This window comes from Microcoleus sp. B6-A1 (assembly GCF_036705085.1).
In the GTDB taxonomy this organism is placed as follows: Bacteria; Cyanobacteriota; Cyanobacteriia; order Cyanobacteriales; family Microcoleaceae; genus Microcoleus.
In genome coordinates this window covers 1-23134 of the sequence record NZ_JAUBTU010000050.1, presented here as the reverse complement: position 1 = coordinate 23134, position 23134 = coordinate 1, and the positions used below count along the sequence as shown (strand labels likewise).

The following is a 23134-nucleotide window of genomic DNA, read 5'->3' as shown; positions in this document are numbered from 1 at the left end:
TTTTATTCCTTGTAGTTAATCCAAAGTAATTTCGAGTAACCTAACTGTCGCCAAACGCGCACCTTAGTTTCTGTCTCCTCCTGAAACAACTTTGCTGGTTGATTCAAGTAATACAAACTACCGGGCCGCGCAGCAAAAACTTGGGGCGCTGGAATGCTTTTTCCAGGCTCATCTTTAGTATCTCGAATGCGGCAACTTATTGGCAGTGCGCTGGCTGTTGAAACGCTGACTAAGGGCCCGATCGCCTGATTGCTATTAGCTGCATGAGCTAATTTCCATTCCGAGGGCCACGCACGGCACACCGATTGACGGTTATTGTAACTGTCCCAGCGTTCAAATACTCCAGGAGTGACGAGATAGGCTATTGATCTGCCACCTTTGCTGAAGTTTTCTTTTGATAAGTCTTGGAGTCTTTTCCATTGGTTATCTAAGGCTTCTACCCGCTGCAAGATAGCCCGGTGTCCTTCACCGCCTAATTGAATTATCGCTGGTGTTTCGATGGTACTATCTATAGTTGGAGTGATGCCGATCGCTAAACTCCAACCTTCCTTTAAGCGAATGGCGTTTTCGACAAAATACCCGTCAGCATCTTTGACTTGCCGCGTCCCTTCTTGAATGGCGTTGTGCGATCGAGTTTCAACTAACCAAGGTTCAAGTTCTGTTTTTGTTTTGTCTTCGGTCAGCCAGTCACATCTATTAATTTTACCAGAGTCTAGATAGTTTTTTACAGTGGTAAATGGCAAATATTCCCTGAATTTGTAATCGCCAATTTCCTCATCTTTGCGTTCATCCTCCTTGTTGCGATACGAAGGTTTTATTAAAGGACAAGGCTGTTGCTGATCCCACAAAGCTTGGTGTAAGTGAGACTTTTCATCCCACGCTAAAGGTACGAGGGGAATTGAGCCGACAAACCCGATGGGACGAGAGAAATAAAGGCTTTCGTCTCGACACAGAAACGGGCCAGTAATTTGCAAATCTTTCTTGTCTCCTAGCAGTTTCCGCAAGGCACCGGCAATGGTATGTCCGTTGGGAGGAAAAGTGCTACTTGCCCAGGCTCTTTCTCCTGGCGTGAAGGGTTTAGCATCTCTGAACAATAATACGTCCAGAGGGGTAATTTTGTACCAATTCATTGACATTCACCTCCTAGTTTTATGTCGCGATTACGGATTAGGAATGCGGCGATTTTCAGCCAGTTGTTAATTTGCCGATTGCACTCTGTCCCAGCTTCATTTGTCAGCCATAATCCTTGCAAAAACTGGGTTAATAATTCTTGAAACTTTTTCTGCATTACTTCATCGCCTTTCAAAGCTTCTCGGCGACTGCAAAAGGCATTTGTCCAAGGCTCAATTGCCTCATACATCGGTGCAGGATGTTGGCTCCAGATAGTCGCAGCTTGCTCAAAAATTGCGCTATCTAAATCAATAGCAGCCAGTTTTTGCCATTGGTGAAACACATCAAACTTACTCGTAGCTTGCAAAATGTTGCCGTTGCCGTAGAGAATACGAACCTGAACGGCATCCTTTTGTTTGCTATCAGGTGATTTGTGCTTCTTAGCTTCCTTCTCAGCTTCCCAAAGATTCTCCAAAGCGATCGCCATCGGTACGGAATGGTGGGCAAGAACAATGCCAAAACTAATTGTTGCCTTGTGTCCCATTGTAAACAAGGGACGTTCAGATAAATTATCCGGCAACTGTTCGCCATTCCACCGCCAGTAATCTCCTTCACTAATAAACTCATTTTTCGGGTCATTAACACCTTTAAAACATTGGCGAATATCCCACAGCCAATTATCCCACTCCCAGAGATTTGTATAAGCTAAAACATCATCGCCACCGCCATAAATTAGCCGTCCAGCGTAGCGCTGTTCAGTGAGATAAGGCACTAATTGATTAGAGAAATCCAACAAAGCACGACTCAAAGCGCTGTGAGTAGAAGGGCCCATGCGTTTTTTCTCCTTAATAAAGTCTTGCAGTGGCGGTCGCAATTCCTTGGATAATCGTTCTATTTTCGGCTGTAAAGCATCTGGGAGATACTGACTGTAAGGTTTTAGAGGTTCGCCTTTAAGCCAACTGCTCATTCCGTCTCCATCTCCAGCCGCTAATACATACCAGTCAGTGGGATTATTTCCTGCTGAAAAATGTTGACCGATAAAGTCGCGTAACCGCTTTGATTCGTCTGTGATTTTTTCCTGTTTATCTTTCTTGGTTAAGAGTTGACCTTGATAGCTTGGTTGAGGGCAAAAATCTTCAATTAACCAACCAGCATTTAACAAGCGCGGATTCAACCAATTATCGTGATTGTTGGCAATCCAAGGAATACCCCAAGATTGCTGGGCTGCATTGTTTGCCCAAGGAAAGTGGTGTTGAAGACGAGCGCAAATATTGTGATACTCATCAATAGTTTTTTGCTTACCCTCGGTTTCCATTGTTCGCAGCCAACCCGCTACGCCGGAACTCAAATCTGGATAAAATAAGTCGAGGCGAATGCGTTGTTGTGGAGAAAGCGCTTGTTCTCGGTTTGCTGAAGGTTTGGGGAACAAAACATCGGTCAAAATTTGGTAGAAACCGCGCTTGACGACTTCAACGGCATTTAGTTGTTCAATTCCATCAAATAAACCGGCTTGATTTTCCCACAGCTTAGCAGTTTCTCCTTCTGTAATCCAGTCGTCGCCAGAATGAACAACTGGCCCGATTCCAGAAACAGTTGAACGCGGCCCAAAAGCAGTGGGAATTTCCCAAGTGCGGGCGTTTTTAATCGCATTCAGGGAAAAGCGGGTTTGGTCGAAAATACTCCCCCACCAAGAACCGACGTTGAGGTTGGGTTGGCGGCTTTTGTATTTAGTTGCGGTAGAATGGCGATCGCCCCAATCTTCCTTCAACGCCGACTCATAAATTGCCTTGAGAAATTCTGACTCTGATTTAACAAGTAAATCATCTTTCGGACGGGCAGCTTTATTTTGGTCTTCCTGCCACTTTTTATACTGTTCTTTGCGAGGGGAATGGTGTAAAGTAGTGTTTACACCACCAATTGGCAAGGCTGTCCAGTAAATTTGCCATTGCGCTTTTAACCAGTCATCCCAAGTGTGATGATTCAGGTTAGGCATCCAAGGTTTCCCCCCATTTTGCAAATCTTTCAACACTTGATTTCCCAACGCTATCCACTCTTCCCGCAAAGTTTGTTCTGCCTGCTGCATGGCACTCTCAACAGGATTTTTTATCTTTCCAGTTGTTTGAGAAGCGCCGTTATCTGGCAAAATCATCACTACAACATTAGGAAAACCTGCTGTTAGCAATTGACTGTTAGAAGGCTGTTGAATCCACTCGTTAAAATCGGGATATGCCTGCAACAACCACAAGTCAATTAAGGGCTGTTGGTAAAGACAAGGATACAGGAAAGTATCAGGGCCATATTTCCAGGCGATGCCCCAACAAACTTTGGCCGAAAGATAGTGCAGCAGCCAAGAACCAGCCCAAAAATCACGCATTTTCCGGCTAGCTTTGATGAGTTCCTGTACGGGTGTAAAAGTGAAAGTTGCTACGTGAGGGCGAGATTCATAATAGTCTTTATTTTTCCTAGCCCGCTTTTTTGGGTAAGCATTTGCATCTTCCGAATAACCGGCTAGGGAACCCGCCAAAGCAGCCGTCATGCTAGTATGACTCCATAGAGAAGCATCGGGAAGGCGAGTTTCTGCTGGTAAGAGAGGCAAACAAGGTTCGTTGGGAATGTGTCCATCCCGATCTAAAGCTTTACTTAGTACCTCTGGATAACACCGCCACAACCACCAAAATACTTTTCTAGCATCGGTACAGGTGCGAATAGAATCGGGAATTAAACTGTTTTCTACATCAGTCAGCCAGTGGGCGCGACTTTTACCCAAATTTATTAAATAATCGTGCCATTTCCCCAGTTTTAAAGTTTGCGGTTTTCCTGAAAGTAAATGCCGAATTTGCAAACCATCTGAGTTATAATCGATCGCAGTATTTCCGGGCAATCTGCCAATAGCCGCGCGATCGCTCGCTGAAGATATTAAATCACATAATCCGATATGCTTCAACCATTGAGTGCTATAGGAACATTGGGTAAAAGACTTAGATTTAGGAGATACCCATCCAGCCATACAAGTGAGAGATTGCCAAGCACCTTCCCTCCCCCTTCCTGAATTATCATGCAGTGCTTTCAATGCGGGATCGTGCAGCAAACCCCAAATTTTTGCTTGCCAAAAAGGTGACATTTTTTGTTTTCCTAACTATAAGACTAACGAAGTCAGGACTTACCCACGAGCGGCCACAACCCCCCCGTGCTTGATCGGAGTCGAAACCCTGCGTCAACACGAAAAAAGCGACCATTGTCAGAAACCGGGTTTTTTGCGTAAGTCCTAAAAGTGTATTTCTCAACGCAGGGTGCGCCGAAACACGCCTTACCCATTAATGTTTTTGCTTTTGGGGCGTTGTAGTTTCGCTTCCCCAACTCAACTCAATATACCAGTCGAGCCAGCTTCGAGTCTCGCAATTTACAATATTTATCAAATCTCTTGGAAAACCTACAGCTCTCTCAATAATCGCTTTGAGGTTTTTCTATATTTTTGTGTCAATATTGTCTTTTCCTTGACTTTTACACGCCTTACCCCCATCATGGCAAAAAAACCAACCCCTCACCCCTATGCCGATAAACTAACGTTCGATCGCATCATGCTCCTCATCGCCACATTGGTAAACCATCCGGGCATCGGACACTCTGACACCGAAGCATCCGACAGTAAATATCACGACGCTTTGCTAGAAGTTCAATCTCAATTACAGAAAGTTGCTGCCGAGTCCACCAGCATCGAATTTCCAGAAAACTATCCTGCAATTCCTACGATTCGCAAAGATTTAGAAACTCTGCGCCACTACGGAATCCTTGACAAACGAATGTATCGCTTCGGATATTATCTCGGCACTGGTGCAATGAATCGCGACGAACTACTATTCGCATTTCAAGCCATAGCCTCTCAAGCCAAATATCAAGGAAATCCACAAGCCCGCCAAATTTGCGAAAAACTCACTAAACGGTTGCGCGGATTAGATATCGAACTCAAAGGTCAATTGTTCTATCCCGTTCGCGAACAACTAAATCGTGCGATTATTTACACCGACCCTGTAGAAATGCTCGCTCGCCAAGAATATCGCAATACCCTATTTCACAAACTAGACATCGTAGAAACAGCAATTGTCCGGGGTCAGGCGATCGAACTTCACCGCCAAAGCGATCCTTACGGTAGAGGTCAGGTCGGTTTCCACCGCATCTGGCCCCTGCAACTGATTTATCACGATATCGCCTGGTACCTGATTTGCGAAAATTACGACAACGGACACTTGAAGGTAGTACGGGTCAATCGCTTTACCGATTACTGCGAAATTATTGATTTACAAGGACGTGGCTTAGCTGTACAGGGACAACGTTTGAAAATAGCTCAAAAGTTGTTAAAAAACGGCTGGGGGTTGTTCTTAGGCAATCTAGAGCAACAGCAGGCTGAATTACAGGGTACGCTGAAGTTAGAAAAAGTGAGGGTGCGGTTTTTCGAGGAAGTGGTTGGATTTATCTTAGAGGGCGATCGGCGGCATCCGCGACAAAAGATTAGAGAAGGCCCGAAGAATAGTTTTGGCAAAGTCGCTTATGTGGATTATCAGATAGATTTGCCCGATCGCTCCCTCAACGAATTTAGTCTGTGGGTGAACAGATATATGGATAGCGCCCAAGTGCTTTCCCCGCCGAGTTTAGTAGAAAAACACCGACAAGCAGCGAGAGATTTAGTCGATCGATACAGCTAACGTGACTTAAACAACAAATCATTGCTAAGAATGCTCTAATCCGGTGTAGGTAACACTGTCAGATCAACAAACAGGGGAAGTTGCCAGACAATACACCGATGAAATCAGCAAAACTGATAGCGCAGCAGTCTTAGTAACGACATTTATATTCCAGCAATGGGCTACGGTTGGCTGGAAAAGTTAGGATAGCTGATATCAGTTTCTTGTTGTGGCTAGACGATCGTACCAGTTAATCAGACCTAGAGCCGACATAGGATGTTATTTCAGGATGCTTCTATCTACCAGCTAAAGTCTTTGACCGGAAAACACTATTGAGTTTAGGAGACTAATCTAGCCAATATCGACGCACCTCGCTTGGTGTGTGTAACCCTTATGATTTGGTTGAGGTGCGTCGATGCTTTGCAGGGATTGAGTTTGAGGCTTATAGTTCGGTGATTTTTCTCGTTTACCTGTGCTATATTTTAGCGGTGCGTCGATTTGACGGCTGAATCCCGCTCTGGGTATAGCCTCTGTGGCGAACACTCCCCACTCGCTGGGGAAACAAATTGAATGGAAACTTTAACAGGGGAAGCGATGCCAAACAAACCAAAACCAGAAACTCCCCACTCGCTGGGGAAACAAATTGAATGGAAATACTAAAACAAAATTAGTGGAAGTCTTCTATTAATGCGACAGTTTAAGGAAAACCATAAATAGCTGTTGACAAGAGACTAGATTTCTAATAGTCTAATTTTGGGGGACGCCTCTACCGCATAGAAAACCGTCCTTAAGGCATCGTCCTATTCCCCAGCCGAAGGGTTACGGCACTGTTTAGCAAGTTAACTTGTCACTTGCTAGAAATACATAGCTAAGACAAAGTGTGTCGAAGTCTTCTATTAATGCGGAATCGAAGGAGGCTTCGACTTCACACGACACCGCAAACAGAAATCAAAAATCAGAGCCTTCTGTAGTGCCAAAAGCTCTAAGTTTTCAACATCGGGAAAACTTCAAAGACAAACTTTTACAACTCAAATTTCTGCAATTAATCCGAATTGCGAATAATTAACAAGCACAAAAAAAGCCCCATACTTGGGGCAAAATCTAGCTATTTTCAGTCGTTGGGTGGCAGGTTTATTATATTGTTGGTTTCTGACAGAGAGGATTGGTGAAACTCTCCGCTACGAGAATTGGGGCAGACACGATCGCTTATTATGGAGTCACCAAAACCCAATCGTCCGCTGTTTTGACAATCTCAGAATTCTGCAAACCTAAATCTTTAAAACCTGGTTGAATAGAAACAACCGATCGCAGCTACGGAAGTTAACGCTAAATACTCCCCAGTCGTTGGGCAAGCTAATTAAAGGGAAACGGGCGATCGTCAAAGTTCAAGAGATACCAAGTTTTCATTGGAAGCTCCCCACTTGTTGGGAAAACTTCTGTTTCTTAACCCAGTCAATTTCTCCGAGCGATCGCCACCTTCCGAGTAGAGCGATCGCACAATATCAAGAGAACCCTTACCCCTCCACCTCCTTAAGCCCATCTTCCAACAGCATCCGCACCAAGAGTCCACTTTCTTGCGCGCCGTCTTCGCTGCCAACATCGACAGTTTACGGTGCAGAGTTTCGGACATATCCACAGTAAACCTGACCGTCGCTTCTTTATCGGGTGCTTGCAGTTTGCTCATTAAACTAGGCTCCTTTGATTGAATGGAAACGGGTGCTGGTGCAGATACTTCCGGCAGCGATGATATTACAGTGGGCAATGCAATTCCTGGTGGTGTTGCGGGCAATGCAGCTTCCGATGTTAGCGATGCTGTAGGCGTTGGTGCTGACGATACAAGTTCTGGTGGTGTTGGCGATGCAGCTTCCTTTGTACCGAAAACAAACTCTTCCATCGCGCTGCCGAGTGGTTTGCGTTTCTTGGTATTCATTTCAACGCTCCCATGATTTCCTTAAACAGTCGGCTGTACTCTTTACCAGAATATGAGGCTGGTTGATCGCCCAAATCCCACACCGTAGTGGCTCGATCCAAAGAATCGGCGATGACTTGTTTTTGATAAACAACTGAGTTGATCACTTTGATGGTGCGGGCAAGTTTTCCCAGCAACTCCATTGCTTCGGCTTTGAGCTTTATCCTTTTCACTGCCCGACTCAAAAACATTACTGCTTGGGGCGGGCCTTGTCTCGCCGAATGAATCGAGCAGGGGGCGATCGCCATTTTTTCTGTCAACCAGAAAGCTTAAGCCATTTTTAAATTTATGATGTTTAGCTCAAAATTTCATCAATTTCCGAAAGCTTCTGTTCTAAAACTTGGCGCAACTCCGTAAGTTGTTCCGCGCTAGTCGAAACCATCACTACTTTCGATAACTTCTTAACCCCCCGCACCAATGTTGTGACTTCTTTCGACTCAGAAGTGACTGATTTTAGGTATTTAGCCTTGATTTGTCCTACCAACTCGCGAGTCTTAGCTACCGTCAAATCTTGCTCAATCACTTGGTTAGTCGCTTCAATCCTCTCCTTTGTCGCCTGACGCTCAGAAGTCTTTAAAGTCTTGGGAGATAAAACCGTCAAAGCTAAAGCGTGTGCTCCTTTCAGCCCTTGCTGTCGAATTGCTGTCTTCAAATCTTTTGGCAGGGACAACATAGGAATCAAGTTAGCCTTCACCGAAGCGGGATTTAAAGCCAAATCCAACAAAGCTAACAGCAACTTTTCCTCCGTTTCGCTCACTCCCAAAGATTTCACTCCTTGCTGCTGTTCCTCTGTCGCAGCCGTCACGAGGGCAGTCAGTTGATGAGCCTGGGAAGAACGCTCCAAACGCCGCAACACTGTTGACAGTACAGTAGAAATCTCTTCAGCCTCACGACTGGTAGTGGTAGCTATTTCCTGAATAATCGCCTCAGCCTTATCCAAGGGGTTGAGGTCTTCGTGATGGATAAACGTCAACAGCGCTTTGCGATGTAAATCTTGAGGCATGGGGGCAGTGACAGCCCGCATTGTTTTCCAACCCAACTGTTTAGCAGCTTCCCAACGGCGCTGTCCGTCCCACAACAAGTATCTTTCACCTTGAGGAATGACGATCAGTGGAGTAATTTGCCCGTCGTGAGCCAAACTCCGAGCCAAAGTTTGAATGCTTTCCGGTGTAATTGTCTGGCGAGGTTGGTAGTGATTGGGGTCAATTAAATCTACACCTACTTCTAATTCACCCGACTGCGCTTTCAGTTGCTCTCGCAAAGCTGCCATTTGTTGCTCAAGCTCTGGAGATGGTGTGGCTCGCAGCCTCTCTACTTCAGCTTGTAATTCGGCAATCCGTTGGGCCTGATCAGTCGCTTGATAAGCACCCGCAAAGCGTTCGTTTATTTTAGGAAGTTTACCCATTAAAGTTTTCCTTTCTTCACTAAGGTAACGAGGTCGTCAGCGATCGATTTGAAGTCTTTGCAAGCGGGATGGGCTGGGCGGTATTTTTGTAAAGGCAGACCGTTGGCGCTTGCATTCTTGAATTCTGAGGAATCTCGAATCTGCGGGTATAGTTTTACTCGCAGTTGTTCGGCGACTTCAGGTAACTGCTGGAGGTACTGGCGGTGAATGGCGCGGCTGTTGTCATATAAGCTGGGAACTAAGCCTAAGACTGGAGGGCGTGGTTCTAGCATTAAGTCGTCAGAAATTCCAATCAACCACTGCGTCAAGTCAGCTACGCCGGAAACCGATTTCATTTCTAACTGAAGGGGAATTAGTATGCCGGTGGCGGCCGCCACTGCATTTTCGCAAATGATTCCTATGGTGGCAGGGCAGTCTAAGATGACCACATCGTGGCGTAAGGGATGGCTCTTGAAGCGATCGGCCAGCACGTACTCACCGCGTCTCCGAATGACCAAATCGCTTGCCACCTGTGCGGTAGCGGGATGCCCTTGACAGATTTCGATATCGAGATGGTTCCAAGCCGAAACCAAAGGCCAATTTCCGTCGAAATCTTTGTCAAACACTCGGACAACTGTGTTTTCAACTTCTGCGTTCGGTAAGCCACAGAATACATCTAAAGCTCGTTGAGGATCGAGGTCGATTAAAGCTACTTTGAGTCCCCGTTTGCATATCTCGTAAGCGAGATGTACTGCTAACGTTGTTTTCCCAACACCACCAGCATTGGCTAAAATCCCAATAATAATTTTGTGCTTTTCCATAACTCCACTCTGAAAAGTCGTATTTTAAGATACGACAGAAAGTTTGCCTCGTCGTATTTTAAGATACGACAGAACATTTGCTTCGTTTTTTAAGATACGACTAGCGGTGCTGTATTCTTTTTGTTAAGTGGCAAGCTGCTGATAAGCTTGGCATGGAAGATGTAAGAGGAGCGGTTGAGAGTGAAGAATTTGTGGCAACGGGGGGCGATCGCTCTGATTTTGTTAGGGATTATTAGTGGCTGCAACTTGACTGAGCCATCGCCACCGTCTCGGCTTCCTCAACTCGGTCGTGAAAAACCAAGGGTGCAGCAACCAAAACCAAGCACCAGAGAACCCATCAGCTCAGCCATCAATAACCGCAACTTACTCCTGGGCAATCCCAGCAATGCCGTTCCCAGTGTTGCCAGCAACATCGACAATTACCTGATGGTAAAGCCGCAGTTCGTGCTGAGCTACAACAGCAAAACTAAGACCGCCAACTGGGTATCGTGGCAGCTCAATAAATCTTGGATTGGAGCAGCCGATCGCCAAGACAACTTCCGCCCTGATGATTCCCTACCGGATACTTGGTACAAAGTCCGCCCCAACGATTACATGGGAAGCGGTTACGACAGAGGACACATTGCACCAAGTGCCGATCGCACCCGCACCGAAGTCGATAACAGCAGCACATTCCTGATGACCAATATGATGCCTCAAGTGCCAGAAGTTAACAGAGGCGTGTGGGGTGACTTGGAAGAGTATTGTCGCGAGTTGGTGCAGCAGGGCAAGGAACTTTACATCGTAGCGGGGCCCGTGGGAAGGAAAGGCAGCATCGGCAGAAAGGAGAAGATTGCAGTGCCGGCTAGAAATTGGAAAGTTATCGTGGTTCTCGATAGACCAGGATTGGGGATGCAGGGAATTGACGCAAATACTAGGACGATCGCTGTGATGATGCCCAACGATGCCAGCGTCAAAGGCAAAGGATGGAAAAGCTTTCGAGTTTCTGTGGCAAGAATTGAGAAGGAAACAAGGCTGAATTTCTTATCTAATGTCCCGCCACAGATTCAGGAGGTGATTGAGAGCAAAGTTGATGGTCAGTAAAAAGGGATAAAGCTTACTTTTTTGCTTGAGACTTTTAACCAACTGCATTAATATTTAGCATTAGGAATCCGTAAGAAGCGATGAATAGAAAAAACTTGATTAGCCAGTTAATCCTGAAATTATATTGTCGATCGAGGTAAGACCAGAGGGGAGGAAAAACAATTAGGAACATAAAAAAGGAAGCTATAATACCCATCTGGAATGGCTTGCCCTCTGTGTAAGAAAAGAATAATAAAAGTCCTATTATAAACAAACAGTAAAGAGAAGCAAGCCAACTAAATACTGTGCCGATCGTGCTCATATTACAACCTCCGTTCCTGACTCTAATTATGGTTACTATGTAACTCAACCGTTAATCACCAATCATAGTTCACCCTGTCTGTTGCAATCAAGTCTCGACCAGTTTCGTTGACAGTCCCACCAATTCGCCACCGTCCGTCATCCCGACGATGTAGACATCAATCTCAACGTTGCCAACTCGGTAAACCTGCAACTGCGATAGATTCTGTTTGAGGATGCTCACCAAATTCTGAAATCGCTTCACCGTTTCCTCTTCTTCTTCATCATGCCAATCTTCTTCTTGAGTGGCGATCGCAAAGAATTCGTCAACCGTCCGCAGTTCTACGGGAGCATCGGGTGGATGTTCGGTGAGTTGCAGAAGTTTCGCTGGAGTGAGCTGTTCCTGTGTCTGCCAATGAATGACCTCAAAGGGGGCATCGGTTTCGCTGAGGAAGAGTAAGTTTTTGGAAGTTTGTTGGAGTTGGGTGACGATCGAGTCGGTCATAGTGGCTGTTAATTAGCTGAAAACAAGACAAGTTAGAGATTTTAAGGATTGGTTGAGTTGGGGCGAACGAATCTATCAAGGCGGGCTGAATAATCTTACACAAGTGTAAACCATCGCTGTCTGTAGATTTGAGTGCTTTAGCAATTCTAAAACCATCCTGATGTGGCAACCAAGCTCTAGTAAGTAAGTAGAATTGGTCTAGCTTGGATGTATGCTGGAGTTTTACCAGACTTGTCGAAGCACGATGATGCGATGGTTCAGGTGGCGTTTGACGAGGTAGCGCGAACGACGGATAGCCTCAAAGAAAGTGGAATTCGTCAAGTTCGTTCACCAGTTGCGAGTGCAGTAACTTCAGGGCTGATAAAGCATCTGATTTACTCCTATTATTCTTTACCATGAAAATTAGAGGAGCTAGCAGTATGGCAACAAAGATTTTATGTCCGGGATGGGACAATCTCTCTAAGGAGCAAAAAGAGCTTGCAACAGAATGGATTAAATCACTCATCAGCTTCAGAATAACTACGACCCAATTATCTGATTCTCTTTTCGACAAGTCTTCAGATAACTCCTTAAATCCAATAGATAATGCCATCAAAAATTTTCAGTTTGAGGTGGTAGACTCTTCAAGTACGTCGGAAGGAATTAATATTAAAAGAATTATTCCACCAGGAGTATTTGATACACCAGACCGCCCCGATGACGCTATTCCTCAATTAGTATGCCTAGTTAATTGCTGGAGAAACGGTCATTCTGACTGTGACAAAAGGTGTAGTGAAGTAGGCTGATAATTCAGTAGCTTATCATTATTTAAGAAATGCAGCGACCGCATGATGTAGGGTTGGCAGAAACCTGTTTTGATTTTGCTGTTTTACAAGGAATAGATTTTACTAGAGTAAACCTTGAAAAATCAAAGTTCCATAAGGTTAATTTTGGAATTAAACTGAGCTGGCAAGTTTCTTTGCTTTGTGCGACACTACTGTTAGCTAGCTTAGCTGGTTGTTTCCTAGGAGCAGGGAGCTTACTAGCAACGGGATTGTTGACGAAATCTTCATTACCTTATGGGGTTTCAGTTTTACTTTCTTTAAGTATCACATTATTTTGTAGTGTACGAAAAAACTTTGTTCTGGGAACTATTATAGGTATAGGAGCCTTGCTGCCACTTCTATTATTATCGCTCACTCTGCCTTCCCCAACGAATAGCCTTGACATAAGTGTTCCTTTCTTTTTAGGGTCTGGAGCCACAGTGTTAGTTTCAATAAGTATAGAGATAGCCACTTTATCGCTAATTTTATTGAGAGTTTCACTAGCCTCTACTGTGATAGCTACTGTAAGTACATTTTTCCCAATGCTTGCAGTAACTATTATAAGTGCACCCATAACCAAAGTAATGCCGATCGTAATTGTAACTATTGCAATTTCCTGCTATCTTAGCTGGAAAGCACTCACTTGCAGTCCCGGCTTCCTCTGGAGGATGCAAGCAGTAATAGCAATAGTGACAAAAGGAGGAAATTGCTTTAAGGAAGCCAATTTAACTGATGCAGACTTTACTGGTGCAACGCTTAAGTTTTGCGATTTACGAAAGGCTGATCTTACTCGTACTCGCTTCTCTAAAGTAAAAGCACTAGAGTATGCTCGTCTCGACAATACCTACCTTGCCAATCCGCAAATTCGGCAACTGGTCGTCACGCTTGACGGACAGTCTCAAAACTTTGATGGCTTGAATTTGGAAGGGGTGAACCTACAAGGCGCAAATCTACAAGATGCCAGTTTTATTGGAACAAACCTCAACAACGCTAACTTGCAGAATGCGAATTTGTCCAAAGCTATCCTGAAGCAAGCGCAACTCGACGGTACAGATATGACGGGAGCAATTCTCACAGGAGCTTGTATCGAAGATTGGGGAATTACAGGTAGCACCAAACTAGAGGACGTGCAATGCGACTATGTATTCATGCGCCTGGAAACCAAAGATAATCCCAACCGATTGCGGAAACCAGATAACTGGGGAGAAACCTTTGCTCTGGGGGAGTTTGCTGATTTCATTAAACCTTATGTGGATACTCTAGATTTGTACCACAGTCAGGATATTGACCCCCGCGCTATCTCCATTGCACTTAAAAACTTATCCACCGACCATCCAGAACAAGAGCTACGGTTTGTGGCGATCGAACGGCGGGGCAACAATGGCTTGAATCTCCGGTTTACAACTGCACCAGGGGCGGACAAATCTGAGTTAAGCCGTCAGTATTTTAGAGATTACGCTCGAATTAAGAAAGAACTGCCGCTTACCGTTCAGCTAAGATTGGCTGAACGAGATGCTGAAATTCGTACACTTAAGGATACGATTGAGCAGTTTATTCAGACAGGTACGCATCAATCTAAGATTCACGCAGAAACAATTCAAATCGTTCAAGGAGGATTAATCGTGACTCAGAACAAGGGAATCAACATTCGTTCAGGCGGTGGCAACATTGGAGATATCAGCGGGTTAGTTGGCGGTGATGTCAGCGGAGTCGTTAATCTCGGTAGGATTAGCGGCAACGTAACTAATACGATCGCTCGGTTGCCAGAGTCCGAGGAACCTTCGGAACCCAACCTCAAAGAACTTTTAACACAACTCCAACAAGCGATCGAAAATGATTCCGATCTATCCGACCCCGACAAAGCGGATTTATTAGAGCAGGTGCAAGCTTTAGCAGAAGCTAAGCAAACAGAGGAACCTGCTAAAAAAGAAGGGCTGACACGGAAAGCGAAGAAGATGTTTGAGGCAACATTGAACAGTTTGCCCCAGACTGCCAGCATTGTAGAGGCGTGTACCAAGTTATTGCCCATGATTTTGAAGGGGTTAGGGTTGCCTGCTTAACATTGCAGTATTTGTAGGAATAGCTGTAGCGATCTGCAACACTAATCTCTACAGCTAACAGGTTCCTATGGTGTCCATAAGAAGCTTTTGGCAAACTTGAATCTTAGTGACAACGAAGGGGCTATTGTTCTCTTTGTTGATGGAGAATTGGGAACAATTAGAGTAGAATAACACCCTAATTTCCTCATACTTACTCAACCATACTGCACGACTTCATCACCTTGAGCCGATGCTACTGCAATACTCCAAACAGTTTTTGGAACGAAACTACAAGTTTTACAGCGTAAGGATCATAAATAAAGTTTAATTAAATGTAACGAGCGGGGTGGATCTGACATTGATTTAATTATCCACAGTAGTTCAAAGTTTTACAGAATAAGCCATTGACCTATAAGAACTGTCCGGGTCATTGCTCTATAATGGTGACAGATAATATGTTTTGATTTTAATTTTAATTCCGAGGTTTTCTTATGGCGATCGAACTTTCAGGTATAACCTTTCCCGAAAAGGGTGATTTGGTCGTCGGCGTGTCTGGGGAAGAAGAAATACTTAATAATGGCTTCGCTAATACTCTTACTGGCAAGGACTTAACGCTTGGTAACAGTGAGAACAGTATCAACAGCACTCCGACAAGAATCAGCGGTTTCTACAACAGCGGGACGTTTAATGCCAGTGATGGTAACGGCTTAATCGTTGCTGCGGCAGACTACGGCGATTTAATCCCTGATACTTACGAGTATACGGTCAGCGGCATCCACAACACGGGCACACTCAATACGGGTGAGGATAACGACTTAATCGTCGGCATCCGTTACCAAGGAAGATACAGGTCGAGTGATCGTGATAGTAATGGCATTTTCAACGAAGGAGGCACCATTGATACAGGTGGTGGTGATGACATAATCACGGGCATTGCCCAGGGTTTTTTGAGTGTAGGAATTGAGCATGGCTCTAACAACCCCAACTTGCAAAGCCCGATCGTCATAAAGACTGGCAACGGTAACGACACAATCGCGGGTACTGGCGAATACATGGGCTTACGTTTTGGTTCCATCAATGGTTCCATCATTGATACTGGGGAAGGGGATGACGTAATCACTGGCACTGGTGGGTATTCTGGCACGATTCTCTACTCCTCTTTTCTCAACACCGGCGAGGGTAACGACACAATCACTGGCATTTCAACTCAGGGCGATGCCATTGCCAATTCCTCCACCATCAATACCGGGGATGGCAACGATATAATCACTGGCACTAGCACTTACGGCGTCGCCATCTCCAATACCGGCACCATCAATACTGGCGATGGCAACGATATAATCACTGGCATTAGGACTGATTTTCGCTTTGGCGGGACTATCGCCAACGAGGGTATTATTAATACTGGTAAGGGCGCGGACTCCATCATTACTGATAGCGGGTTTGCTAGCTTGGGCAACATATTTTTAGGGAAAGGTACAGACTATATCAGGGGTTCTGGTTCTGCTACTTTCTATGGCGGAAAAGATCGAGACTCACTGGAATTAACATCAGGCAACTATACCGTTGAAATATTGGGGACAACGGTGGGTTTTAGAAGTAGTAATGGCACTATGAAAACTTCTGAGTTTGAAGAACTCATAGCTGGTCGCACAACCTATGACTTCAGCAGTCTAACTAACGGTCAAACAATTAGTGTCGCCTAGCCGTCTGTTTGAGAAGTAGGGACAGCTAGCTAAGTGAAAAGTTTTGCTGTCCTGAAATACCCTTTATTCTTTACTGATAACTCTTTCATCAAAATCATCGATCGTCCTCAATCTCCTTCACCTTCCACAACCAACTCATACACCCTCAAACTCGGATGTTCGCCAATGAGTCGCCAAACATATCCTTCAACCGTTGGTGTAGGTCGCACCCCTTGGCGATACAGAAAGATTGGCTCGTTTCTCAACAATGCGGTGAATATCTCCCGCTGTCCGTCTTTGCCATCGTCCCAGATTAGGTGAGCTTTGCCGAAGTACCCAACGCCCATCAAACTGGCAAACAAGGATTCTATCAGGGTTTGCTGCTCATCTTGGTTAAGCGTGGATTCACCGTAGGTGTCGATTATGGGTGTTTTGGATTTGGGCTTGAGTGATGCGATGAGGGCGGTGGCGAGGTTGAGATATTTTTTCATTGGTCGGTGGAGATGCGTATACCAAATATTATGCAATCACACAGCGACTTGGAAAAAATCTGGCACCAACTCAATCTCTACTAAGCATTGGGTTTACAGAAATTAAGTGTGGTGCGTCGATTTTGTTGAGTAACATCTACAACTTTTGCCTCCGGTTAGCGAGCTGTTTGAGAACCCAACTTTAAAAATAGGTTTTACGATCGCACCGCAATTGGGGCTATTTACACTTTATGCCCTAACAGCCTTGGCGGTTGCTATGCTATCGGCTTGGTATTGTAAATCTTAGCCCGTTAGTAATCTGGCGAATGTGTTCCTTGTTAGCAGACAAAATGAGGTGATTGTAGTTTGCCCCATTCAGGCGAATCGGTGTGGGATAACGGACAATGAGCGTTGCCATTCTTTCCATAGCCGGATCTTGATCGGAGGAAGGCAAAATTAAACAGGCTGGGCGACCCTGAATTTGTAACCTTTGCACCTGGGGACGAGTACCATAGGGATTTAGTCTATGATTCAGTGCATCCTTACAAACATTTTGAATCGTTGACGGCGACGGTGACGATAACCCGATTATCTGGAAGAATCCATCAGCACCACTGAAGCGTTCTTCATAGCCCTTAGTAGGTCGCCAATTGCTGGGGTAGCTCAAGCTAACACCATAAGTCGAATTCTTGTATTGCTTTGTACTGGAAGCAGGTTTACGTGAAACTTGAATTTGACCAATTGATGGGTAAAGCTGGCTGCTACTGCTACCTGGGGAGAGTATTCCCGTTAGTGCCACGAAGGTTAGAAGTCCTAGGCTACACAAGAATGACGATCGATAAACAATGTTTTTCATGGATTTTCTCGAAATGCTCTAGAGGGCTTATGCAAACACCCAGAAATTGCGCTTTTTTCAAGGACTGTTTAGTTATTCAACAATCTCTGTGAATTGGAACAATCTCGAACTGTTACTGATACCTTTCACTCGCATTCACCTATATCCGGTTTTTATGAGGATGGGAGCCTTATAATTTCAGTTTGCTAAGATTCGAGATGCGGAAACAGGACTGGTGCGATCTGCTTCGCAACATTGCTGCCAACCTCTACTACATTTACGTTTATTAACTGGAATTTAGCCTCTTTCCTAGTTATCCAGTTCGCAGGGTAAAGTAATACTATCTTGGGTAAGTTGGCATAAGGTGGAAAAAGATAGCAGAGGGTATCTTGCGAGATTTAGAGAGCTGTTTTAAGACTTATCAACCAAACGATCGAATTAACAGCCAACAAAAAGGTATAAAAAATATAGATTGATGGAGCGCACATAGCTCTCCACAAAGAAGGCATTTTAAGTGTTTTCAAATAACCGAGCGGGTGAACTAAACCTTTTGGTATAGAACGAGTATTAAAACTTTCATCTAAAGCCCTTTCATCATTCAAGAATTCGGTAACATCAGCGGCTCTTTGCATATAATAAAATTGTACTCTCCAATATGTAGCTTCTAAAAACCAAAAACCAAAAATTATAACGTATCCCAGCGGAACTAACACATCTATTTTGCTGGCAAACACCCAACCAATCAACGCTACCCAAATGGTAATTGCTGCCGTTTTTAATTGCTGCAAAATTGTACTAAAGTTAGCTATTTTTTTCTCTAATTCCTCTGCTCCTTGTTGCAACATTACTAGCTGAAATTCAAATCGATCCATGTTAAATTCGGAGATGGCTATATGGTTCCTAACTTTGAAATACCGAATTTCAGCAGATTCACTTCCCGAACGGTTGTCCCCACCACTGCCAGCATTCTTTGTTGAAAGGTGACTTCCACTTGTAGATTAGCTCTGACTCTAGCTGTAACCGATGCTTTCGATTCGTCGGCGCTCCGTACCAAAAAGCTATAGCCACACTCACATCCAGGGAATAACGCCGATGCAGTTCGATGTAGTTGGCAATGTAGCTATGACAATCGTGGCTCATCCATCGTTGCTTGGGAGTACGTTCTGTTTCTCCCACATAGAGAACCAAGCGGTATGCGTTGTCGATGACGAAATAGAGACAAGTACGATCGCCCCAATCCGGTTTCTCACAAAATGAGAGATTGTGCAGTTCTAGGGCAAAGGGGTCTATGTTGTTGGGGTCACAGGGATTGGGCGCTAACTCGAATAGACTTGCCTGTCGCGGTTGGTCAGCACCTTGAGATTGTTGGTGTTCCAAAATGCGCTGTTTCCAAGAATACAGAGCTTCACCACTCATGGTTAACTGAGGAGATTTTGGGATTCTGGCTTTGGGCTTAAATTCAGGGAAAAGTTCGAGTTGCTCCACGGGTTTAAAGATTGTTGGACGATCGCTGCTGTCAAGTTTAGCTCAAGGAAATTCTGCCAAACCCCACGCTCCCAGTAGTAATGTTTCCAAATATGGAACTGATACTGTCACAATTATACCAAACTGATGACAGCGGTTGTTGAAAATATCAACAAAATCTTGAGATTCTGTCACAGATTTTTTGGCGGTTCGATGTTAAGGAAAGTTTATTTAGCCAAGTTTCGGAAACTGTCGCATCCACTTTGCCCTTTTATTCGATCGATTCTTAGCTATTCATAATAAATCGAACAAAATCCTAGCAGCTTTTACACTTCTTACGAGTTGACAATCCAGGGAAAAGGAAAATCCTCATGCTTCGCTTTAGGGTGATGATGTTTTTGCTCCCTAGCTATGAGAATCTATCATCGTTTTGTCTCCCTCCAAGAAAGAGTTGAATCAGGCATAGAATCCCAAGAAGCATTTCTGCCAATGGCGGGACGTTCGATTTGTCCCAGACTTTCGGAAAACTCATGAATCTAGAAGAATTAGTAAAGTTTCTGAAATATGAAACTGACCTCAACCAATTCTTTGATTCAACGGCTGGGTACTATTTTCAGAACCAATTGCTTCCTTCACCAACCGAAGCTCAAAGGGTAAAAATAGCCCTAGCAATAAGTGACCAGATAGAAGGCAAGCACCCGCAAAGTACCGACGCAACCTATCTAGCTGCATATAAAATTGCAGAATCTGTTTAACTACTCACCACTGACCTCTCATTCTACTGGGAGGTCAGAACTCATACTAACCCTCAAACACATGGCAAGAGATTTAAGTGCTTACAATGTACCAGCAAAACCCTGCTATTCCTGTCCGTTTGCTGGAAGAGAACCAATCCCTCTACCTCCGATCGACTGGCTTATTATTACGACCAACTCCTCAATGGCGGCTCCCAGCACTTATGCCATAGCGCAGAGAAAACAATTTGCCGAGGCGGACGAACGATCCAACAAGAAATGGTTTTGTTTGATTGGTATCATTGAAGAACCTACCGATGAAGCTTTCAATCAAGCTGTTGCAGAAGTTCAATTGAAGAGAAACAAAAACAATGGAAACGGTAGAAACGATGGAAAAACAGAAAACATCTCAGAAACACATTGATTTGTTTCTGAAACCCAAAGATTGTTTCTTCTTGTACAATCCCTCTAATTGGTGCCATGGGTGGGCGCTCGGTCAAATTGAGCTTCCCATCCCTACTAGCTATTCCCGTTTCTTGACTTTGGTTCGTGATGCTGAAGGTGGCTGTCATTGGGTTTCTGCTAAAAATGTTGCCATTCGAGAGGGCAATCATCGTCAGACTCATCTTTTTGAGACTTACTCAGCCAATGCTTTCGATTGGACAAAAATCAACAGTTTTAAGCCAATTGTCTGGTAATTCTATGGAAACCTTAAAGATTACTCAAGAACACATTACTTGGTTTCCTGAACCAAAAGACTGTTTCTTTCACTATGGAAATGTTTGGTGTCCAGGTTGGGCGGTTGGTGCAATTGAACTTCCGATCGTCCCCTACTATTCCCGTTCCTTTACCTTAGTTCGAGATTCTACTGGCGAAAGTCATTGGTTTCTAGCCAACAAGGTTTTGTTTCGTGGTGACAGTCATTTATTCGACAGTTACATCGGAAACAGTTTCGATTGGGCAAGAATTCACACTTTCAAGCCTCTTATTTCCTAATTTCTTACCTGACAGCAGCGGTTTACCAGTTCGCTACTGGTTTTTTTATGCTCAACTCCCCTGTTCCGAACCCTAATGCTAATGCTCCTTCTTTGATTCAGCACAGATTTGTTATCTGTTACGCCTATTATTCGATCGGTGCTGCTACAGAACATGGTAGCATTTTGTTTCTGGCTAACTATGAAAATCCTGAATGGATTACTGATTTTGAAGAAGCCTATTTCTTTGAGTCTAAGGAAAAGGCAGAACAAGTAGTTGCGACTCTACAGCAAAACTTCAAAGCTAATAATTTTCCCACAGATTCTGTCTCTGTCCTTCTAGTCAATTGGTCAGAATCCGATTAACACTTTTGGCTTTTATCTCTATAACAAATGGGGATAAAAGTCAACTTTTTGGTGTCTGAACTCAAAAACAGAAAAGGGATATAAGCTAAAAAATAATTTATTAGTTGATTACTGACATGGTGTTAACAGCAGGCTTAGCCACAAAATTGTTGCGAGCGACAATTGCCGATTACAATTTCTGGCCTCAATCCGAAGGCGATTCATTGTTGGCGATTAGAAGGGCGAAGTTGCCATTTGATGACGCAGCTATTCTCTCCAGGGATGCTTCAATGCGGAGATCTGCAATCAAGGCACTCAATCCCGAAGCCCCTACTTACAAAGCTCCGGCAAATCGAACAATTTCTAATCAAACCCTTGATGAACTCTTCCAGCCTTTGATTAGAAATGCGCTGACTGAGTTAGCGACTGTCACCCAGAATCAAGGTTTGACGATGGAGGGAACTGTTCCGGCAGAAGCGGTCTTTGGCATTTTGATGCCGATCGAAGCAATCGAATATCTGACTGAACTTTACCAAGTTTTCAGCCAGTTACAGAATCCCAAAGTTATCCGGGTTTCTGATGATGCTAATCCAACTCCCGACGCTTACACCAGTCTCATGATTGTCGGAGAGTCAATGGAACTTGAGTTGATTATTGCTCAGACTCTGTTGATTCAAACCTGATTCTTTACCAGACGCGCGAAACTCAAACTCTTTTCTCTCAAAGCTAGGTTCAGTCTCGCTTCCATAATCTCTTTCTTGGTATGCCGATGCCAAGAAAGGGATTGTTTGTCTATCAAATTTTAGGCGATTAAGCTAATGCCAATTAGAATCACAGCTCCCACTCAACCCAGTATTCAAGTCGGAGGATTGCCCTATTCTCTCCCAGTTACAGCAGTTACTCCCACCAACACCAATACCGATGTTCGTTTCAAACTGAATGGTGTAGTTGTTGGTACAGATACCACAGCCACCAATGTTGGCACTACTGCTGCACCTATCTATCAATTTGGAATGTCAATTCCAATTAATACCGCAGGTGTTCATGTCATTGAAGCTGAAGACATCAGCGGTACAGCTCCTGTTACAGTTCGATCGACTGCTCAACTCAATTTTGAAGTCAAGGTCAATGTTCCTACAATTGCCTTACGCGCTCCTGTTCTTTACTCAGGGCAAACAGTCGTAGTTGCTGATGTTCAACACATTCCAACTAACGGTTTTGTTCGATTCACTTTGAATGGCGCAATTATCAAAGAAAGTCCCTGGGTTCCATTCGAGGCACCCATCACACAAAATGGAACTCTCCGAGCGGACATCATGCTCGGTACCAGCGTTCTTGCCACCGCCACTCGCGATGTTGCTCTCATTCCCCCAGAACCTGCCATTGTTGGCCCTCCTGGTGAACCCGGCCCCGCTGGCCCTCCTGGTGAACCCGGCCCGAAAGGTGATAAAGGCGATCGTGGTGATATTGGCGTTCCCGGTGCGACTGGCCCTGCTGGCGCTCAAGGAATTCCAGGGATTCCAGGCTCTCAAGGGATGCAAGGCATTCAAGGCGTTCCCGGTGTTGATGGTTTACCCGGTATCCCCGGCCCCGCTGGTGACAAAGGCGATCGCGGTGAATCAGGAATCCCCGGTATCCCCGGTGCTAAAGGCGATAAAGGCGATCGTGGTGACACCGGGCCTCAAGGACTTCAAGGAATTCCGGGTGCTGTTGGTGCAGCAGGCTTACCAGGTGAAAAAGGCGAACCGGGTGCTCAAGGTAGCCAGGGTTTGCAAGGCGCACCGGGCTTGATCGGACTTACCGGCCCTAAAGGAGACACTGGAGTGACTGGTGCAGTGGGTGCAACTGGCCCTCAAGGAATTCCCGGCCCCAAAGGTGATAAGTAGTTAAACAAAATTAATTACATAAATAACTAATATGATATAATAAGAATATTAAGTATATTTAAAGAGGTT

Annotated in this window: 23 protein-coding genes; 11 read left to right on the top strand and 12 right to left on the bottom strand. The window is 44.7% G+C overall.

Going from position 1 to position 23134, the window contains the following annotated elements; all coding sequences use genetic code 11:
* Positions 1–2: 2 nt before the first annotated feature.
* Both QUB11_RS18845 and cas10 read right to left on the bottom strand, forming a co-directional pair.
* The gene (locus QUB11_RS18845) at positions 3–1130 is read right to left on the bottom strand and encodes a type III-B CRISPR module-associated Cmr3 family protein (protein ID WP_333391375.1); all 1128 of its coding nucleotides are present in this window, start codon (positions 1128–1130) and stop codon (positions 3–5) included.
* Positions 1127–4231, bottom strand: coding sequence for a type III-B CRISPR-associated protein Cas10/Cmr2 (cas10, locus tag QUB11_RS18840; protein ID WP_333391373.1), 3105 nt, complete (start codon positions 4229–4231; stop codon positions 1127–1129). Before cas10 ends, QUB11_RS18845 begins: the two co-directional genes overlap by 4 nt.
* A gap of 400 nt (positions 4232–4631) precedes the next feature.
* On the opposite strand from cas10, the gene QUB11_RS18835 reads away from it, so the two are divergent.
* On the top strand, positions 4632–5810 hold the full coding sequence (locus QUB11_RS18835; RefSeq protein ID WP_333257494.1) for a WYL domain-containing protein: 1179 nt from the start codon (positions 4632–4634) through the stop codon (positions 5808–5810).
* Between the two features lie 1357 nt (positions 5811–7167).
* On the opposite strand, the gene QUB11_RS18830 is transcribed toward QUB11_RS18835, so the two are convergent.
* From QUB11_RS18830 to QUB11_RS18815, 4 genes are read right to left on the bottom strand one after another with little or no spacing between them, the layout of a single operon-like run.
* Positions 7168–7719 carry a hypothetical protein gene (locus QUB11_RS18830; RefSeq protein WP_333054858.1) on the bottom strand — a complete coding sequence of 184 codons (552 nt, stop codon included), beginning with the start codon at positions 7717–7719 and terminating at the stop codon, positions 7168–7170.
* Positions 7716–8018 (bottom strand): hypothetical protein, encoded by a 303-nt coding sequence (locus QUB11_RS18825; RefSeq protein ID WP_333054860.1) that lies wholly within the window; start codon positions 8016–8018, stop codon positions 7716–7718. Before QUB11_RS18825 ends, QUB11_RS18830 begins: the two co-directional genes overlap by 4 nt.
* A gap of 35 nt (positions 8019–8053) precedes the next feature.
* Entirely contained in the window at positions 8054–9163 is a 1110-nt protein-coding gene (locus tag QUB11_RS18820; RefSeq protein WP_333391371.1) for a ParB/RepB/Spo0J family partition protein, read from the bottom strand.
* Positions 9163–9963: a ParA family protein gene (locus QUB11_RS18815; protein ID WP_333391369.1), complete on the bottom strand. Its 801-nt coding sequence runs from the start codon at positions 9961–9963 to the stop codon at positions 9163–9165. Before QUB11_RS18815 ends, QUB11_RS18820 begins: the two co-directional genes overlap by 1 nt.
* A gap of 180 nt (positions 9964–10143) precedes the next feature.
* Between QUB11_RS18815 and QUB11_RS18810 the strand changes: the two genes are divergently transcribed.
* Entirely contained in the window at positions 10144–11046 is a 903-nt protein-coding gene (locus QUB11_RS18810; RefSeq protein WP_333391367.1) for a DNA/RNA non-specific endonuclease, read from the top strand.
* Positions 11047–11434: 388 nt separating this feature from the next.
* On the opposite strand, the gene QUB11_RS18805 is transcribed toward QUB11_RS18810, so the two are convergent.
* Positions 11435–11830: a nuclease A inhibitor family protein gene (locus QUB11_RS18805; protein WP_333054869.1), complete on the bottom strand. Its 396-nt coding sequence runs from the start codon at positions 11828–11830 to the stop codon at positions 11435–11437.
* Positions 11831–12249: 419 nt separating this feature from the next.
* Here QUB11_RS18805 and QUB11_RS18800 point away from each other — a divergent pair, with 419 nt between their 5' ends.
* Positions 12250–12615: a hypothetical protein gene (locus QUB11_RS18800; protein ID WP_333054870.1), complete on the top strand. Its 366-nt coding sequence runs from the start codon at positions 12250–12252 to the stop codon at positions 12613–12615.
* A gap of 271 nt (positions 12616–12886) precedes the next feature.
* On the opposite strand, the gene QUB11_RS18795 is transcribed toward QUB11_RS18800, so the two are convergent.
* Positions 12887–13207 (bottom strand): hypothetical protein, encoded by a 321-nt coding sequence (locus QUB11_RS18795; protein WP_333054872.1) that lies wholly within the window; start codon positions 13205–13207, stop codon positions 12887–12889.
* 10 nt (positions 13208–13217) lie between these two features.
* On the opposite strand from QUB11_RS18795, the gene QUB11_RS18790 reads away from it, so the two are divergent.
* Both QUB11_RS18790 and QUB11_RS18785 read left to right on the top strand, forming a co-directional pair.
* Positions 13218–14693, top strand: a complete 1476-nt coding sequence (locus tag QUB11_RS18790; protein WP_333257485.1) for a pentapeptide repeat-containing protein — start codon at positions 13218–13220, stop codon at positions 14691–14693.
* A gap of 515 nt (positions 14694–15208) precedes the next feature.
* Positions 15209–16378: a hypothetical protein gene (locus QUB11_RS18785; RefSeq protein ID WP_333201227.1), complete on the top strand. Its 1170-nt coding sequence runs from the start codon at positions 15209–15211 to the stop codon at positions 16376–16378.
* Between the two features lie 107 nt (positions 16379–16485).
* On the opposite strand, the gene QUB11_RS18780 is transcribed toward QUB11_RS18785, so the two are convergent.
* The 4 genes from QUB11_RS18780 to QUB11_RS18765 all read right to left on the bottom strand — a co-directional run bounded on the left by QUB11_RS18780 (position 16486) and on the right by QUB11_RS18765 (position 19078).
* Positions 16486–16848: a hypothetical protein gene (locus QUB11_RS18780; protein ID WP_333391366.1), complete on the bottom strand. Its 363-nt coding sequence runs from the start codon at positions 16846–16848 to the stop codon at positions 16486–16488.
* 259 nt (positions 16849–17107) lie between these two features.
* Complete coding sequence (locus tag QUB11_RS18775) at positions 17108–17683, bottom strand: hypothetical protein (RefSeq protein WP_333391364.1); 576 nt, start codon at positions 17681–17683, stop codon at positions 17108–17110.
* A 377-nt stretch (positions 17684–18060) separates the two neighbouring features.
* Positions 18061–18534, bottom strand: a complete 474-nt coding sequence (locus QUB11_RS18770) for a hypothetical protein (protein ID WP_333391362.1) — start codon at positions 18532–18534, stop codon at positions 18061–18063.
* Positions 18535–18592: 58 nt separating this feature from the next.
* On the bottom strand, positions 18593–19078 hold the full coding sequence (locus tag QUB11_RS18765) for a GIY-YIG nuclease family protein (protein WP_333391360.1): 486 nt from the start codon (positions 19076–19078) through the stop codon (positions 18593–18595).
* A 578-nt stretch (positions 19079–19656) separates the two neighbouring features.
* Between QUB11_RS18765 and QUB11_RS18760 the strand changes: the two genes are divergently transcribed.
* The 6 genes from QUB11_RS18760 (at position 19657) to QUB11_RS18735 (ending at position 23065) form a co-directional block, all read left to right on the top strand.
* Positions 19657–19881, top strand: a complete 225-nt coding sequence (locus tag QUB11_RS18760) for a hypothetical protein (protein ID WP_333391358.1) — start codon at positions 19657–19659, stop codon at positions 19879–19881.
* Between the two features lie 61 nt (positions 19882–19942).
* Positions 19943–20284 carry a hypothetical protein gene (locus QUB11_RS18755; RefSeq protein ID WP_333391357.1) on the top strand — a complete coding sequence of 114 codons (342 nt, stop codon included), beginning with the start codon at positions 19943–19945 and terminating at the stop codon, positions 20282–20284.
* A 278-nt stretch (positions 20285–20562) separates the two neighbouring features.
* A complete protein-coding gene (locus QUB11_RS18750) occupies positions 20563–20856 on the top strand; it encodes a hypothetical protein (protein WP_333391355.1) in 294 nt (97 codons plus the stop codon).
* A 47-nt stretch (positions 20857–20903) separates the two neighbouring features.
* The gene (locus tag QUB11_RS18745) at positions 20904–21200 is read left to right on the top strand and encodes a hypothetical protein (RefSeq protein ID WP_333391353.1); all 297 of its coding nucleotides are present in this window, start codon (positions 20904–20906) and stop codon (positions 21198–21200) included.
* Positions 21201–21316: 116 nt separating this feature from the next.
* Positions 21317–21862, top strand: coding sequence for a hypothetical protein (locus QUB11_RS18740; protein ID WP_333391351.1), 546 nt, complete (start codon positions 21317–21319; stop codon positions 21860–21862).
* A 135-nt stretch (positions 21863–21997) separates the two neighbouring features.
* Complete coding sequence (locus QUB11_RS18735) at positions 21998–23065, top strand: hypothetical protein (RefSeq protein ID WP_333391350.1); 1068 nt, start codon at positions 21998–22000, stop codon at positions 23063–23065.
* The last annotated feature ends 69 nt before the right edge of the window (positions 23066–23134 follow it).

Coding starts and splice junctions, on each gene's coding strand:
- QUB11_RS18845 (WP_333391375.1), bottom strand. CDS start 1,130: ATGAATTGGTACAAAATTACCCCTCTGGACGTATTATTGTTCAGAGAT.
- cas10 (WP_333391373.1), bottom strand. CDS start 4,231: ATGTCACCTTTTTGGCAAGCAAAAATTTGGGGTTTGCTGCACGATCCC.
- QUB11_RS18835 (WP_333257494.1), top strand. CDS start 4,632: ATGGCAAAAAAACCAACCCCTCACCCCTATGCCGATAAACTAACGTTC.
- QUB11_RS18830 (WP_333054858.1), bottom strand. CDS start 7,719: ATGAATACCAAGAAACGCAAACCACTCGGCAGCGCGATGGAAGAGTTT.
- QUB11_RS18820 (WP_333391371.1), bottom strand. CDS start 9,163: ATGGGTAAACTTCCTAAAATAAACGAACGCTTTGCGGGTGCTTATCAA.
- QUB11_RS18815 (WP_333391369.1), bottom strand. CDS start 9,963: ATGGAAAAGCACAAAATTATTATTGGGATTTTAGCCAATGCTGGTGGT.
- QUB11_RS18805 (WP_333054869.1), bottom strand. CDS start 11,830: ATGACCGACTCGATCGTCACCCAACTCCAACAAACTTCCAAAAACTTA.
- QUB11_RS18800 (WP_333054870.1), top strand. CDS start 12,250: ATGGCAACAAAGATTTTATGTCCGGGATGGGACAATCTCTCTAAGGAG.
- QUB11_RS18795 (WP_333054872.1), bottom strand. CDS start 13,207: ATGGGTGCACTTATAATAGTTACTGCAAGCATTGGGAAAAATGTACTT.
- QUB11_RS18790 (WP_333257485.1), top strand. CDS start 13,218: ATGCCGATCGTAATTGTAACTATTGCAATTTCCTGCTATCTTAGCTGG.
- QUB11_RS18780 (WP_333391366.1), bottom strand. CDS start 16,848: ATGAAAAAATATCTCAACCTCGCCACCGCCCTCATCGCATCACTCAAG.
- QUB11_RS18775 (WP_333391364.1), bottom strand. CDS start 17,683: ATGAAAAACATTGTTTATCGATCGTCATTCTTGTGTAGCCTAGGACTT.
- QUB11_RS18770 (WP_333391362.1), bottom strand. CDS start 18,534: ATGGATCGATTTGAATTTCAGCTAGTAATGTTGCAACAAGGAGCAGAG.
- QUB11_RS18765 (WP_333391360.1), bottom strand. CDS start 19,078: ATGAGTGGTGAAGCTCTGTATTCTTGGAAACAGCGCATTTTGGAACAC.
- QUB11_RS18760 (WP_333391358.1), top strand. CDS start 19,657: ATGAATCTAGAAGAATTAGTAAAGTTTCTGAAATATGAAACTGACCTC.
- QUB11_RS18755 (WP_333391357.1), top strand. CDS start 19,943: ATGGCAAGAGATTTAAGTGCTTACAATGTACCAGCAAAACCCTGCTAT.
- QUB11_RS18750 (WP_333391355.1), top strand. CDS start 20,563: ATGGAAACCTTAAAGATTACTCAAGAACACATTACTTGGTTTCCTGAA.
- QUB11_RS18745 (WP_333391353.1), top strand. CDS start 20,904: ATGCTCAACTCCCCTGTTCCGAACCCTAATGCTAATGCTCCTTCTTTG.
- QUB11_RS18740 (WP_333391351.1), top strand. CDS start 21,317: ATGGTGTTAACAGCAGGCTTAGCCACAAAATTGTTGCGAGCGACAATT.
- QUB11_RS18735 (WP_333391350.1), top strand. CDS start 21,998: ATGCCAATTAGAATCACAGCTCCCACTCAACCCAGTATTCAAGTCGGA.